The organism is Clostridium sp. CS1-1 (assembly GCF_056135525.1).
Map to the genome: position 1 here is coordinate 2,552,331 of NZ_CM148680.1, position 16,171 is coordinate 2,568,501.

Below are 16,171 nucleotides of genomic sequence, written 5' to 3' on the forward strand. Positions count from 1 at the left end.
TCCGTAGAACTTAATGACAAGTCCTTTATTCCTAAATATATAAGTCCTAAATCTAGTCCTAAAAGAACATACAATCTTCAGCCAAAACCATATAATTTTACATTTTATACCTATATATTCCAATAACCCCTATTATTTTACCACATTTAGGACAACTTTGCAGTACGTTAAGCCCTTTTGTCTAATACATCCATAGTAAAACCATCCTTCTAATATAATAATTACTTGTAGCTAATATCAAATTATAGGTGTTACAATAGGACATGAAATCAACTATGAAAGGATAGGAGTATATATGAAAAAAAGTAGAAAGTTCAATATTTCTCGGTTAAGTATCTTGTCGTCCCTTGCTGTCTCCATTCTAATTTCAAACAAGGCATATGCAGCTTCCCCTACAATTCATAGAATTGACGGTTTAAACCGATATGAAACAAATTTATCAATAATTGATAATGCTTGGACTGAAGCCTCAACTGTAATAATTGCTAGTGGTGAAGCTTTCCCAGATGCACTATGTGCAGCTCCTCTAGCTAAAGCAAATAATGCACCTATACTTCTTACTGGAAAAGATGGTTTGAACAACTCAGCTATAGATAAGCTAACTAAACTTAAAGTGAAAAATGCTTATATTGTAGGCGGGACAGGAGTTATTTCTACTGAAGTAGAAACTCAATTAAACAATCTTGGTATTACATGGACAAGACTAGCCGGGAATAATAGATACGAGACTTCTGTGAAGGTTGCAGAAACCCTTGGTACAGAAAATGGAATAGTAGTTGCTTCTGGTGAAAACTTTCCCGATGCCTTAAGTATTGCACCAATCGCAGCTAATATGGGTATGCCTATTTTACTTTCTACTAAAGATACTCTACCTAATACGGTAAGCACTTATATCAATAGCAAAGATACACCTGTTTCATATGTGGTAGGCGGATTAGCTTCAATTAGTGATAATATAAAAATGTCATTAACAAACCCAAAGCGTCTCTCTGGTATTAATAGATATAAAACAAATTTAAATATAGTAAAGGAATTTGAAAATGCTCTGAACTTTAATTCTATATATGTAGCATCTGGCAGTAACTTCCCTGACGCACTTTCAGGTAGTGTACTTGCTTCTAACTTAAATTCTCCTATAATTCTTACTGATAGCACATTACCTCAAGATACCTCCGACTTCTTAAAAGAGCAGAACAGTGAAAGAATAAATCTTCTTGGTGGTACCGGTGCTATAAATAAGGATACAGAGAGCTCCTTGCAAAGTTCTGTAAAATATTCAGCTATAACCCGTGTTGACGATATATCAGACTATGTCTTTATATCCCATAACTACAGCTTTCCTACCAGAGTGCTTGCAGCTTACGAAGATGGAACCACAAGACTTGTTCCTGTAACGTGGAATTCTAATGTTATAGATACTTCTAAAACAGGCACTTATAATTTTGAAGGAACATTAGCTGGTTATAATAACAAAGTAAAATTAACAGTAAAAGTAACTTTAGAAAATGGAAATGTACGTGGAAACCCTACAATGAGTACATTTTTAGTTAATTACAAAGATAATGTTTACTATACAGGTCTAGAAAGTAGTACAGGGTTGTCTAAAATTGGCTCAAGTAGTGATGAACCAAAAAAGGTTGTTAATGGTCTTATTGGCTATATTAGCATAGTAAATGATTGGATTTATGTTACAAATGGAGCTGATGATAACAATCTTTTTAAGTGCAAATTAGACGGAAGTGAATATACCAAGCTTACAACTGAGGGGGCCTCTCCATTCCTTGTGGTAGACCAGTGGATTTATGCTAGTAATAGAAAAAATGAATTCTATAAGATGAAGACTGACGGAAGTAATAAGATGGTTTTAGGTAATGAGTTCGCTTATAACATGCTTGTAGATGATAATTATCTTTACTATCAAAATAATAAGGATGGTGACTCTGTTTATAAAATGGACCTAACTACAAATAACAAGGTTAAGGTAATTAATGATAAAGTCTCATCAATGAATATAATAGATGGCTGGATTTATTATTCTAACTATAATGATGGAAAAAAACTCTACAAAATTAGAACAGATGGCACTGAAAATACAAAGCTTTCAGAGGATTCAACAAGCTATTTAACTGTTTATAATGGTTGGATTTATTACAGCAACGATTCTGATAATCAAAAACTTTATAGAGTCCGTACTGATGGTACTGACAGAGTAAAATTTGCGGATGAAGGCTGTTACAAAATATCTGCCCTTGGTGATTATATTGTATATTCAACCACGGTATCACCTTTCATTGGAAAAATTGCACAGATTGATGGAAGAGTAGCTGGACGTTTTGCAATACCAGATGTATTTGAAAAGGAACCAAATAATTCTATAGAATCCGCAATAGCTTTTCCATTTGGTGGAGGATGGAATTCTCCTGAGGATACCTCCCCTGCAGTCTATGGATCACTGCAAAGCAAAGATTCTGATTTTTATAAAATAGACCTTAGTGACGAATCAAATTTTCATTTACTATTTAATTCCTCCGATATCCTGAGTAATGCGGTAATTTCAATAGTAGACAAGAGCGGAAAAGTTATTTATAGTACACAAACTGACTCAGATGGAACCGCTGGACTTTCAATAAAGTTAGCTGCTGGTACTTACTATATAAAAGTTTCCGCATTAGATGGAAGTATTATCGAATCTGGTGTTTACAAAATAGACGGATGGTCTACACCAGGTTGGTCAGGTTAAAAGAGAACGTATATAGATTTGTGTAAATTCAAATCTATATACGTTCTCTAAATATTTAAATTATTACTAAACATACTTGTTAAAAGCCGCTCCACGTTTTTTGCTTTTACGTTATTTATTATAGTTTCAAATAGATCATCCTTTTTTGCTTTTTTCTTCTAGTGGTTTGGTTTCCAATGTTTTTTCTGTATTTGAACATATCCTTCAGTCCCGTTTACCCTTATATATCGTTCCTTATTGCTCTACATGTGCAAAGCCTCAGCCTTTAGATCTGCAAGCTTACGAATCTGTCGCCGTGCATAGAAGAAGATGCCTACCTGGCCAAGTCCTGCCAGTGCCCATGTAACTGGATAGCAAGCAAAGAGAACAATCTCAGTTGGATACCTGTTAAATATCGTAGCCAGCCAAACGATTCTCATAAGACAGGCACCTACCAACGTAGAAAGCATGGGCATTATTGAATATCCCATTGCTCGGGTAAGACCTGGGAATACGTTCATAATTCCACAGGTAAAGAATGCAACCATCATTATATTCATTCTCAACATGCCTAGTTTAATTACTTCCTGGTCAGATGTATATATGCCAAGCAGCGGCTTTCCGAAAAGCAATATTGCACTGCCCAAGAGAATCCAAGTTGCAAAGACCAATATTGTGCACACCTTCGCAATTGAGTCTATTCGATCATATTTCTTCGCGCCCATGTTCTGCCCGGTAAAAGAGATAGCTGAGTTATAATAGGCATTCATTATGGTGCCGATATAGTTTTCTACATTACCTGCAGCGGCACTGGCAGCTACCATTGTGGAGCCGAAAGAATTAACGGCTGACTGTATCAGCACATTGGAAATGGAAAACAGCAATCCCTGTATACCCGCAGGCAAGCCAATCCTCATAATAGCCTTAAGATCTTGCCTGTAAATACGCATCTTCCGTGGTATAAAGCGTATTGGTCCATTACTCATATACAAACATATCATAATAAGCAGCACTGAGAGATACTCGGAAATGACTGTAGCATATGCTACGCCTGCTAAGCTCATGTGCAACACGATTACAAAGAACAGGTTGAATATTATATGCAAAATTCCAGATATAACAAGGTAGTACATTGGGCTGCGGCTATCACCTGCAGCCCGCAGTATAGCCGCAGCAAAGTTATACACCATGGTAGCAGGTGTACTAATAAAGTAGATTTTCATATACACTACCGACAAGGCGATAATGTCCTCCGGGGTGCCCATCATTTTAAGCAAAGGCTCACAAAGAGCGATACCTAAGACCATGACAATCAGCCCGCCGATAATGCTGATAGCAATAGAAGTGTGAACAGACCGACTTACAGCAGCTGGTTTATCAGCGCCAAGATCCTGCGCCACGACGACGGTCGTACCTACCGATAATCCCATAAATAAGGTAATGATGAGGTTAATGAGGGACCCTGTCGCACCTACTGCAGCCAGAGCCTTGCTACCTGAAAAACGCCCAACAACTACCATATCAGCAGTATTGAACATCAGCTGCAGCATATACATTGCCATGATTGGCATGGAAAAGATAAATATTTTACTAAACAGTGGCCCGTTACACATGTCAATTTCATATTTTCGTGATGTCATAAAAATATTCGCTTCCTTTACATTCATTGTTTAAACTTAAATTGGATTTCCATTCTCATACAGATTAATTATATCACTTTCATTGTTTCCTTACTATGTATTGGAAAACATCTATATTAGAAGCAATTTACTTAAAGTCAGAACCATCCATAGAGGGCTCTGACTTTAAGTAAATTGCTTAATATAATATTTTATCTAATATTTCATCATTTTGAATAATTTTTTTGGCAATCTCTATATTTTCTTTTACATGAATATAGGTAAATCTATTTGGTTTTATTGATGGCGCAATTTCCACTGCTTTTTTAAAATCTTCTTTCTTCATTTTTAATGTTTCTACATAATTAAAAAAACCTGTTTCTTTTAGTATTTTTGTAATTCTTGTTACTCTATGATTTTGTACCTTTGCCATTATATATGTTGCTATTCCAACTTGAATACCATGAAGCTCAGGTACTTCAATAAATTTATCTAGGGCATGAGATATAAGATGCTCAGAGCCACTGGCAGGAGAACTGTTGCCTGCTATCTCCATAGATATACCATTCATAATTAAAGAATCAATTAGTTCCTTTAAAAACAAATCATCTTTTATAGTTTCAAATTCAGTTCTTACAAAACTATTTACTGCTTTTTTAGATATCATTACTGCAAAATCATCAACAAAAGCTTTTTTATTTTCTTCTTCAAACTTCCAGTCATATAATGCAGTTATATTAGATAAAAGATCTCCTATTCCTGAGTATATAAATTTTTCAGGTGAACCTTTGATCACATCTATATCTACTATTATTCCATAAGGAGTTTTAGCTGGAAATGACATTCTCTTTCCCTTTAACATTAGAGATGCTACTGAACTAGAAAAGCCGTCATTTGATGTTGAAGTTGGTATGCTTATAAATGGCACTTTTCTTAAAAAGCTCATGTATTTCACAGCATCTATTGCCTTCCCTCCACCAACCCCAATTAATATCTCTACTCCATTAGGAATTTCAAAAGCCTTTACTGCAATATGCTCGAAATCTATATCGGTAATAGTCCCTACATTTTCAACTTCAATACCTGCTGACTTTATGGAATTTGTAATACTGCCCCCTAATAACTCATAAATTCCTTCCCCAAAATAAATTGCAACCTTTGTAAATGCACATTTTTTCATTATGTTTCCTACATTATTTATATTTCCTTTTCCAACTTCCAGTATGGATGGAATCGCTATTTTATGAGCTACACCTTTCATTCTTTCCACTTCCTTAAATAATTTTGTACATCATCCCAAATCTCAGAAAAGCTCTCAAACTTTATAAAATCCTTACCTTCTTTTTCTAAAAGCTCTACAAGGCCTCCCTTGGCAAATATAACATCTGCAATAAGCGCTGGTTTAAGATCTGGCTCACTGTCCCCTGCATAGAAAACCTTATCGTACTTTTCTTTTAGCTTTTTAACAACCTTATATTTATTAATACCATAAACATCAGAGTAAAATTCGCTATTTTCATCTAAAACAAAATGTATTCCATTTTCTTTAAATTCACCTCTATTCGAAAAGATTTCCACTCCTTCTATGCTATTTTTCTCAAAAACTTTTTCTATATAATAACTAGTTCCTGCACTTAAGACAATAAAGTCTCCTCCTACCTGTTTAACATTATTTATAAATTGCTTTACGCTTGAATCAATCGAAATTTTCATAATATCTTCGTATATTTTTTCTTCACTTCTTCTTATGTTTTTAAAAACATACCCTAAATACTCTATATCCTTTATTTTCTTATCTCTCCAATCGTTATACATTTCATAACATTCATCTTTTAAATATTCATCCATTATTATCCTGTAAAAATCTTTTTCTGTAATTGTTCCATCGAAGTCTGATATAAATGCAAAATTCATCATAACTATAATCTCCTTTTGTTTCATTCGTATATCGTAAAAGCTAGTATATATTATTCTTCTTATTTTTAAAATTATATTCCTTTGTTTTTTCCTAATTTATAGTACTATCAAAGCTAAACCAGAATTTGTAAAATACAAAAAGAACCATAAGCAGATTAATTAATAAAAAATCCACTTATAGTTCTTTCTTAATAAAGCACATAATAATCTAAGTTGCACCACTATAAATATATCCTTACCGTCTATATTTAATCTTTCTTTTTTCCACTCCTTATTTCCTTGCTTTGTAAAATCAAAAATCACAATCAGAGTCAATTACTTTATAGCCAGCATAAATAAGAGCCTTAGCAAATAGTCCTTGACCTTCAATCAATTTTCCTGTAAAGCTCCCATCATAAATTCTATTAACTCCACAAGTCGGACTACGTGGCTGAAGAATTACTAAATCAATATCTTCGTCTTTTATTTTTTCTAATGCCAACTCAACCCCTTTTCGATATTCCTTGTCAACATTTTTACCATTAAATTCAGTAACACATCCATCTACTATTTCAGCAGAAGCTCTTGGAATACTCATACCAGCTAACATTTCTGGACAAATTTCAATTACTTCTTTATCTTTTAAAAAATCTACTACTCTTGAATTTAAGTTGTTACCACCATTATATTTGCAGTTACATCCTATAACACAAGAACTAACCAATACTTTCATAATTACCCCCTTTAAAATCACTTTTTCTTTTTTACTTTTGGAGTCGGAAGTTCTTCATACATTATACAACCTTAAATTCATCCGAAACAACCAAACATGTATCATAACGACAATCTTTAGGTTCTGTGAATTGAGGATTATCTTGGACTATTCCTAATATAATTGAACCTTCATTAGGTAAATTTTTTTCTCTAGCCCAACCTTTTAATTGTTCCATTATTTGCGCATTCCCTGAACCATAAGGACCTGTTTTTCGTATATAAGCAATTTTATATGATGATATCATTTCAATATTAATATTCATAACTTACCTTCTTTTTTAATAGAGTACATCGATGCCTGCATTTAGCATATAATGCCTTAAAATGTATTTCAACTTATTTTTTAAAATTTCTAAAATTGATCTCAGGTACCCCTACGTCTAATGAACACTCTAATGTAATCTTTCTTTTTTCCAATCCTTGTTTCCTTGCTTTGTAAAATCAAAAATCACAAGAAATCCTTCACTTAAACTCATAACATCTAAGTAATCACACAACTGCTTAATGCCTATTTCATGCGCAGCCTGACCTTTCTAAGCTTTTCTCTCATAATATTCTTCAATATAAAAAGAACCATAAGCAGATTAATTAAAAATTTACTTACAGTTCTTCTATCCGACGACTACTCACTATGATGTTCCCACCATTTTATTTTTCATTCTTAATTTTTAAACTTTCTTCCAGCAAGGTGGTGATTCGCATCATCTTTTTCAGCAACTCTTCATTCTGCTTTTGTAGTTTCACTTGCATACGCCAGCTCAAATACCCTCGAATAAGATAAATGACAAAACAAGCTACTATAACTACTGTAGCAGTCTTAATGCTTCTGGTCACAAGTATTTGAGTTTCAGTTATTTTGGCTTGAAGATTAGTCACCAAATTTTCAATATTTCCAAAAATATTGCTCATAATGATATCCCCCAATAACCTTTAAGTTTCTTTTAAATTATTTCATTTATATAAGCACTATTATGCAAGTTTTACAAAATTATACCATAGGAACTAAAGGTCTTTGCTCCTAAGACACTTGACCTTCAGGTAGTTTTCCCATTTGACTAATCACCATTTTATAATATTGTCCTTTTTTATCCATAAGACTTTTATGATTTCCACTTTCTAATATTTTTCCATCACCAATTACCATAATGTGGTCCGCATCTCTAATAGTAGATAGACGATGAGCTATTAAAAAACTTGTACGATTTTTCATTAAACTTAGGAGTGCACGTTGAATATCTTTTTCGGTTTTTGTATCAACACTACTGGTTGCTTCATCTAAAATCAAAATTGGACTATCACATAGCACTGCTCGAGCAATGGATATTAGTTGGCGTTGTCCTTGACTTAAATTATCTGTAGCTCCAGAAACCATTGTATGATACCCTTTTGGTAACTTATCAATAAAATCGTGGGCATGGGCTACTTTGGCAGCCTTTATTACCTGTTCATCAGTTGCATCTTTTTGCGAATATCGAATATTATCCATAATTGTACCAGTAAAGAGACAGGTATCCTGAAGTACTACGGAAAAGCATTTTCTAAGGCTATCTCGTTTTAAATTTGTAATTGGTTCGTTATCAATTAAAATTCTACCGCTATCTGCATCATAAAAACGAGTGATAAGATTCACAATAGTGGTTTTTCCTGCACCAGTTTCACCTACTAAGGCAACTGTTTCTCCTGCCTTTACATTAAAGCTTATATTATTTAATATAGGAGTAGATTTTTTGTAGGAAAAGCTTACATTTTCAAAGGTAACATCCCCCTTTGGATTCTCCATATCAATAGCATTTTGTATATCCGCTGACTCTTCTTCCCTATCCAAAATTTCAAAAACACGTTCTGCTCCGGCAAGTGCTGATTGAATAGTATTAAACATTCCTGCAACAGAGTTAAGCGGCTGTGCAAACTGCTTTGAATAACTTAGAAAGCTAACTACAGTACCAATACTTAGACCATATCCTACTGAAAGTATTCCACCAACGAAAGCAACAATTGTAAAGATAAAATTGTTAATAACATTCATAAGAGGCATCATATATCCAGACCATATCTGTGCCTTAGTACTGCTTTCATTAAGCTTTTCATTAATCTCTTTAAACTGTTTTAGCACATCTTGCTGTTTTCCAAAGGCTTTTACCATTTTTAGCCCTAGTATATTTTCCTCAATAACTCCATTTAGGACACCAAGGCTTCTCTGCTGTGCTAAGAAGTAAGCACGGCTTCGTGATGCAATGGTTCTTGTTAAAAGTGTTACAAGAGGAATGCATAATAAAACAACAAAAGTGAGAGGTACATTTAGCATTATCATCACCACAAAAGAACCTACTAGTGTTAAAACACTGGAGATTAATTGTGTAGTTGTTTGCGCGATAGTAGAACTGATATTATCTACATCATTTGTGATTCTGCTCATCGTATCACCATGAGACCTTGTATCATAGAATTCCAGAGGAAGCTTTTGCATCTTCTCAAAAAATTCTGTACGCAGTACAAATACAAGCTTTTGCGAAACCTTAAGCATTATAACCCCATTGAGAGATGAGAGCAGCCAATTGGCCGCATATAAGGCTGCAATTATAAATAGAAACCCCATAAGCATTTTTGTATCCACTGTTCTAGTTGCAATTTTAAAGCTATTAAAAGTTTTTCCTACAAAGTAAGGAATTGCAACGGAAATTACTGATGAAAAAACTGTAAGTGCCATGGCCAAGAAGATGGTCTTAGCAAAGCGCATATATATTTGTATAATACGCATTAGTGTACCCTTTGCGTTTTTGGCTCTTGCTGTTGGCGCAAAGCGGTTTGCACCACCGCCTACCGGTCTCATGCCAATAGAGGGTCCTTTTACATCCGTCCTAGAAAATTGTTGTGCCATAGCTTATGCCTCCTTACTGCTTTCTATTTGTGTTTTGTAAATATCTCTATATACTTCACAATCTTCCATAAGCTGATCATGTGTACCATATCCAACTTTTACACCATTGTCCATAACTAAAATTCGATCTGCAAACATAGCTGTTCCACAACGTTGGGTAACGGTAATTACAGTCTGATTTCTTGTTTTAGAACTTAGATTCTCTCGCACTTTAGCTTCAGTTACTGCGTCTAGTGCACTGGTTGCATCATCTAGTATAAGTACTGAGGAGTTTTTAAGAATTCCACGAGCTATAGAGATACGCTGCTTTTGCCCACCGGAAACATTAACTGCAGCACTTCCTAAAAGGCTTTCATAGCCCTTTTCCATCTTCTCAATAAAACCTGCTTGTGCCTTTTCTCCAGCCTGGTGAAGTATTTCATCCGTAGCGGACCTGTTCCCCCATCTAATATTTTCAGCAATAGATCCTGAAAATAGCATTGGTTTTTGCGGTACAATAGCAATATTATTTCGCACCGAATCAACATTTAGTTCTTTAATATCACAGCCGTTAACTAAAATTTTCCCACTGTTTACATCATAAAATCGCAAAAGCAGCCATGCAATGGTAGATTTACCACTACCAGTTGGTCCTATTATAGCCAAACTTTGTCCACTTTTAATAGAAAAAGATAGATCCTTTATAGCAGGGACACCACTTCCACTAGGATATGCAAATGTGACGTCTTTAAATTCAATGTCACCATTTAATCCTTTTATTTCACCTCTGCTTGCAAAATCTCCCTCACAATCAAGTACTTCTTTAATACGGGCAGTAGAAGCCTTTGTTCGTACAAAAGTATTAAATATATTTGTTATCATTATCAAAGATGTTAGAATTTGCGCCATATAAATTACAAATGCTGTAATGTCGCCTGGCTTTGCAAGATTTAAAGAAAACATTCTGCTTCCAATAAAAATTACAATTACTGTACCAATTCCAACGGTAAGTGTCATTAGTGGTGCAACCAACGTAATAATCATCTGAGAGGATACTCCATTTTGCATTAAATTAACATTGGCATTTTCAAACTTATCATTTTCTTTGTCATAAGTTCCAAAGGCTTTAACCAAGCGCACTCCTATAAGGTACTCCTGCACAACGGAGTTTACCTTATCCATAGCTTTTTGTAATTTATAATAACGAGGATAGCTGAGCCTCATACTAACTATAATAAGCACAGCCACTATAGCAACAATTATATAAATAATAAGACTTAGTTTAAAATTAAGCATGCTTGCAAGGACGATACTCCCTACGCATGTAATTGGTGCTTTCATAAAAATTCTCATAATTCCGTTTACAAACTGTACAACTTGCGAGGTGTCATTAGTCATACGGGTTATAAGAGAACCGCTTTCAATTTTATCAGTGCTTTCTTCTGAAAAATATACTATTTTTTCAAATAAATCATATCTTAAATCTGCTCCCATACGCTGTGATACCTTACTGGCCAAAATATTTCTTGTTACAGCAAAACATGCACCAATAGCGGTAACCATAAGCATAAGGGCTCCCCAATAATAAATTTTAGAAAGTAATCTCTGATCAATTCCTGTGTTAATGATATTTGACATAAGTGTAGGACCAAGTAAATCACAAAAGGCCTCAAGAGCAACACAAAAGACAGCTACCAGAAATGGAGACTTATATTTTCTAAAATATTTACTGTATAAATTCATCTTATCCTCTTCTTTCATTTAAAATTCCATGCAATTTTATCTATCTACTTGTACAGTTTTTTCTATGTAGTAAGTTAGTATCTCAGGGACTTAACTATTATAAACCCCTATTGTTACAACTTTGTGTCAAGTTTGTTTTTTCACTAGAAATTTCATCATATTTTTACCTAAAATAAAAAAACTGCAGCAGATTAATTGATTAATCTACCTACAGTTCTTTTATTTATAAATATGGATAATTAATATAGAAATGAATTTATCCACTTTGCCAAACACATAGCCCATTAACCCTAAAGCCTTTGTCCTATAGTGCATAGGTATAACAACTGTTGGTTTTAGCTGCTTCATTACTTTGTCAGCATCAACTCCATTAATTGTAACCAATCCACCAACAGGAAGAAGTAATATATCTACATTTCCTATTTCTTCTATTTGCTTGGAATTTAGAATATGCCCAAGATCGCCACAATGACAAACATTTATCCCATCAATTTTAAAGTTATATATAGTGTTTTTTCCTCTCTTAGCCCCTGAGACTTTATCATGAAATGTCTCGACACCTTTTATCTTAATGATAAAAGTACTTCTTCACAGCTTCTAATTTTGCCTATCCTAGGGAAGATGTGCTTACAAACATAATCATGCTCTTCCTTTGACGCAGCTACCATTGCATCCTCTATAAAAATTTGATTATAACCATGCTGATAAGCCTCTCTTGCTGTAGTATCTACACCAATTCCAGTAGAAATACCGCATAATACAATAGTGTCAATTCCACGGCGTCTTAACTGTAGATCAAGGTCAGTACCATAGAATGCTCCCCATTGTCTCTTTGTAACAACATGAGCATCTTTAATCTCCGCTAATTCAGGGATAATGGTATCCCATCCTGGTGGGAATTGCCCTTGATTCATTTTTAAGTCTGTCGCTGGCTTTGGCATGTCCTTTCCATCTAAAGTTGAAACCCTTACAAGAACTACAAAGCCACCCTTTTCTTTTAATGCCTTTGCCAATTTTGTAGTATTCTGAATAACTTCTCCACAAGTATGAGGTGAAAGTTCTCTGTTTACAATTCCATTTTGTAAGTCAATAACTACAATTGCTGTTTTTTCTCCTTTAACAAGTTCAGTTTCTTTTAATTTTAAATCTTCCATTTTTTATTCTCTCCTTTATATACCTATTGTGCAAGGTACTATTAGCCCCTTCCATGGCTTCTATAATAGACTATATATAAGGATTCCTAACTTGAAAGTTAACTTTCTATTTGAAATCCCTGTATCTAATTTAAACTTAGCTTCTTATACACTTTAAAATAAACCCATACTGCATTTATCAGCAACAATGAACTTGTTACGAAAAATACATATCTGATACCTAAATAGGCTGCTACTTGTCCCCCTAAAATTGCACCTCCAAATACACCTAAATACCCAGCGGACATACTAAAACCAAAAACTCTCCCCGTTAGCGAATCCGGTGTGATTTTCTTAATAATTACATTAACAGAAGGATTCAATCCTGCCACTGCTAATCCCAGTAGGAAGCGAAGTCCCATGAGCTGCCAAGGATTTCTTACAAAGGCTTGGGGAATAAGAATAATTCCTGCAGCTATCAAGGCAACCGATAAAACCTTCTGTGCTCCTATTTTATCTGAAAGTTTCCCCAATCTAGGAGCTGCTATTATATTTGCGAGCCCCGATGCTGAAAATGCCAGTCCTGCCAAAAGTGCAACATGACTAGAATTACTGGATAATTCAGTAATATATATAGTAATGATTGGTTCTACAGAATATACTGCTACAGCAAGCATAAAAAAAGTTACAAACATTGTAACAGTTAGACCTTTATTAGGAATAACACTCCATATTTCCTTAGTACTATGAACCTCTTTTTCTTTACGAGTAAAAGATTCCTTTACAAATAAAGCGATTGTAATAAATGCAACTAGGAGTAGTGCACCTGTTATAAAAAATACACTTTGAAATCCAAAATTCTCTTCTAAATAAGCACCAATCATAGGTCCAAGTAGAGACCCTGCAATATTAGCTGTTGAAAGTGTCCCTAAAGCCTCTCCAGCATGTTCTTTATCCGTCTGAGTTGCAATTAATGTAGTGCATGCTGTACCGTATCCAGTTATAACTCCTTGTAATAGTCTTAATCCTATCAGTACATATACATTTGGGGCAAATCCCATACTACCTATGACTATGGCCATTCCAAGACTTGCACGAAGCAGCATTGGTTTGCGTCCAAATTTATCAGCAGCCATCCCCCAAATAGGTGAGAAAATAGCTGAAATTATAAAGGTGACACCAAAAGCAATTCCCGAAAATTGTTCAATTAAAGCCGTATTGTTAACTCCAAGATGCTTTATGTAAAGGGGCAATACCGGAGCAATCTGACTCATTCCCACACCTGTTACAAACATCCCAAACCAGCAAACTATTAGCAAATTCACTACGCTCATTAGTACCCTCGGGGGACGTTAACAATTTGTGAACACAAATTGTTTTGCTAAATGCAGGGTATACCTACAATATTAACCATTAATATGAAGCGGATCATAAAGCTTCTGACAGAGCAATAATCTTAAAACACCATATAAAAAAGAAAATAGCACGAAGTGTTTCAGAAAATGATGAAACACTTCGTGCTATTTTAAGCATCTATTTCATGTTTAGCGAAAAAGCGAATCTTTTTCAGTGGCCTCATTTTAATCTGTTATTTACTAAGCAAGCTTAAGCGAAGCTTTTAAGTCCTCATCTGGTGTGCTTATTGGCTTTATATCAAAGGTATCAACAAGGAATTTTAAAACATTTGGAGTTATGAAAGCAGGTAATGATGGTCCTAAATACATTCCTTTAATTCCAAGTGATAATAATGCTAATAAATCTGCCACAGCTTTTTGCTCATACCAGGACAGAACGATTGTTAGCGGTAATGAATTAACATCTGTGTTAAAAGCATCAGCAAGTGCTGTTGCTATTCTCACTGCTGAATAAGCATCATTACATTGTCCAACATCTAATAATCTTGGTAGACCAGCTACTGTTCCAAAATCTAATTTATTGAATCTATACTTACCACAGGCTAAAGTAAGAATTACACAATCTTCTGGTACCTTTTCTGCAAACTCTGTGTAATAATTCCTTCCTGGTTTTGCACCATCGCAACCTCCTATTAAGAAGAAATGCTTTATCTTACCTTCCTTAACAGCATCAATTATAGCTCCGGCGTGTGACAAAGTTGCATTATGTCCAAAGCCTACAAGTATTTCTTTTTCTTCTTCATCTTTATCAAAACCGCCAAGTTCAAGAGCCTTATTTATTATTTCTGAGAAGTCTTTAGTTCCATCTTCTAAAAGTCCTATGTTTTTTACTCCATCCCAGCCAACAACATTTGTAGAGAAAATTCTATCTTTATATGTATCCCTTGGCTTCATCATGCAGTTAGTAGTCATAAGGATACATCCTGGAATACCGTCAAATTCTTTTTGTTGATTTTGCCATGCTGAACCAAAGTTACCTACTAAGTGCTTGTACTTTTTAAGTTCAGGATATCCATGGGATGGCAGCATTTCTCCATGAGTATAAATATTTATGCCTTTGCCTTCTGTTTGCTGAAGCAGCATTTCTAAATCTCTTAAATCATGGCCAGATATTATAATAAATGGACCTTTTTTAATATTAACGTTTACTTTTTGTGGTGATGGGTTTTTGTAAGTTGAAGTATTTGCCTCACCAAGTGTTTTCATAGCTTGTACACTCATTTCTCCAACTTTCATAGAAACATTAATTAAATCCTGAAGAGTTAGGCTATCATCAGTTAATGCCTCAAGAGCTATAAAGTAAAAGTTATCTACTTCATCACTGCTATAACCTATAAATCTTGCCTGATGACCATAAGCACTTATACCCTTTAATCCAAATAAAATTGTAGATCTTAGAGAACGTATATCTTCATTAAGTGTTTGGTCAAACATAATTCCTGCTTGCAGCGAATCTTTTAACATCTCATCTTTAGTATCACTTAAGTCATATGTAGCAGCAGAAGGATATACTCTAGCTGGTGCCTCTTTTCTTAAGCTTTCTTTTATTTTTTGTGATTCCTTTAAAAGCTTTATATGCACTTCTGGATCAAAGTTTACATTTGTAAGTGTAGTAAAAAGAGAATTCTCAACAAATTTTACTAAATCTTTGTCTAATTTTTCACCTCCATCAATTAAAGGTTTTACATAGCAAGAAATTCCCTTCAACTGATAGAGTAACAAATCCTGTAACTTTGCGATTTCTGGTGTTTTTCCGCAAACCCCTATCTTAGTGCAGCCTTTTCCACCAGCAGTTTGTTCACATTGATAGCAAAACATTAAATTCTCCATATTTATTTCTCCTCCTAATTAAATATATATTTTTAATTGGTTATTATTAATCAGCAAAATAGCATTTAATAAACTTCGAAAGGGAAAGATAACTTTAAAATGTAGGTTAGAGCAGTTTTTTTAACCTGAATTAAGATCTTCCTTCAAAGCTACCCGCCCTCGAAGATGAATTGAACTATTGATTA

The 16,171-nt window shown here is 34.4% G+C and carries 13 protein-coding genes and 1 pseudogene; 1 reads left to right on the top strand and 13 read right to left on the bottom strand.

Annotated elements, in window-relative coordinates:
- The first annotated feature begins 337 nt into the window (after positions 1–337).
- Positions 338–2,740, top strand: coding sequence for a cell wall-binding repeat-containing protein (locus tag AC0N0V_RS12050; RefSeq protein ID WP_474458112.1), 2,403 nt, complete (start codon positions 338–340; stop codon positions 2,738–2,740).
- A gap of 242 nt (positions 2,741–2,982) precedes the next feature.
- On the opposite strand, the gene AC0N0V_RS12055 is transcribed toward AC0N0V_RS12050, so the two are convergent.
- The 13 genes and pseudogenes from AC0N0V_RS12055 to hcp form a co-directional block, all read right to left on the bottom strand.
- On the bottom strand, positions 2,983–4,386 hold the full coding sequence (locus AC0N0V_RS12055) for an MATE family efflux transporter (RefSeq protein WP_474458113.1): 1,404 nt from the start codon (positions 4,384–4,386) through the stop codon (positions 2,983–2,985).
- 151 nt (positions 4,387–4,537) lie between these two features.
- Positions 4,538–5,599 (bottom strand): iron-containing alcohol dehydrogenase family protein, encoded by a 1,062-nt coding sequence (locus AC0N0V_RS12060; RefSeq protein ID WP_474458115.1) that lies wholly within the window; start codon positions 5,597–5,599, stop codon positions 4,538–4,540.
- Complete coding sequence (locus AC0N0V_RS12065) at positions 5,596–6,255, bottom strand: MtnX-like HAD-IB family phosphatase (protein ID WP_474458117.1); 660 nt, start codon at positions 6,253–6,255, stop codon at positions 5,596–5,598. Before AC0N0V_RS12065 ends, AC0N0V_RS12060 begins: the two co-directional genes overlap by 4 nt.
- A 159-nt stretch (positions 6,256–6,414) precedes the next feature.
- Complete coding sequence (locus AC0N0V_RS12070) at positions 6,415–6,558, bottom strand: hypothetical protein (protein ID WP_474458118.1); 144 nt, start codon at positions 6,556–6,558, stop codon at positions 6,415–6,417.
- Positions 6,548–6,967: a 2-thiouracil desulfurase family protein gene (locus tag AC0N0V_RS12075; RefSeq protein ID WP_474458119.1), complete on the bottom strand. Its 420-nt coding sequence runs from the start codon at positions 6,965–6,967 to the stop codon at positions 6,548–6,550. Before AC0N0V_RS12075 ends, AC0N0V_RS12070 begins: the two co-directional genes overlap by 11 nt.
- 67 nt (positions 6,968–7,034) lie before the next feature.
- Positions 7,035–7,271: pseudogene (locus tag AC0N0V_RS12080) on the bottom strand (GyrI-like domain-containing protein); the annotation flags it as partial.
- A gap of 385 nt (positions 7,272–7,656) precedes the next feature.
- Positions 7,657–7,917: a hypothetical protein gene (locus AC0N0V_RS12085; RefSeq protein WP_474458121.1), complete on the bottom strand. Its 261-nt coding sequence runs from the start codon at positions 7,915–7,917 to the stop codon at positions 7,657–7,659.
- 109 nt (positions 7,918–8,026) lie between these two features.
- Complete coding sequence (locus AC0N0V_RS12090) at positions 8,027–9,886, bottom strand: ABC transporter ATP-binding protein (RefSeq protein ID WP_474458123.1); 1,860 nt, start codon at positions 9,884–9,886, stop codon at positions 8,027–8,029.
- Between the two features lie 3 nt (positions 9,887–9,889).
- Positions 9,890–11,608, bottom strand: coding sequence for an ABC transporter ATP-binding protein (locus AC0N0V_RS12095; protein WP_474464518.1), 1,719 nt, complete (start codon positions 11,606–11,608; stop codon positions 9,890–9,892).
- A 219-nt stretch (positions 11,609–11,827) separates the two neighbouring features.
- Complete coding sequence (locus tag AC0N0V_RS12100; RefSeq protein ID WP_474464519.1) at positions 11,828–12,184, bottom strand: MBL fold metallo-hydrolase; 357 nt, start codon at positions 12,182–12,184, stop codon at positions 11,828–11,830.
- Positions 12,172–12,762, bottom strand: coding sequence for a hydrolase (locus tag AC0N0V_RS12105; protein WP_474458124.1), 591 nt, complete (start codon positions 12,760–12,762; stop codon positions 12,172–12,174). The genes AC0N0V_RS12100 and AC0N0V_RS12105 overlap by 13 nt, the downstream gene beginning before the upstream one ends.
- A 125-nt stretch (positions 12,763–12,887) precedes the next feature.
- Complete coding sequence (locus tag AC0N0V_RS12110; RefSeq protein ID WP_474458126.1) at positions 12,888–14,075, bottom strand: multidrug efflux MFS transporter; 1,188 nt, start codon at positions 14,073–14,075, stop codon at positions 12,888–12,890.
- Positions 14,076–14,336: 261 nt separating this feature from the next.
- Positions 14,337–15,986, bottom strand: coding sequence for a hydroxylamine reductase (gene hcp, locus AC0N0V_RS12115; protein ID WP_474458128.1), 1,650 nt, complete (start codon positions 15,984–15,986; stop codon positions 14,337–14,339).
- Positions 15,987–16,171: the final 185 nt, after the last annotated feature.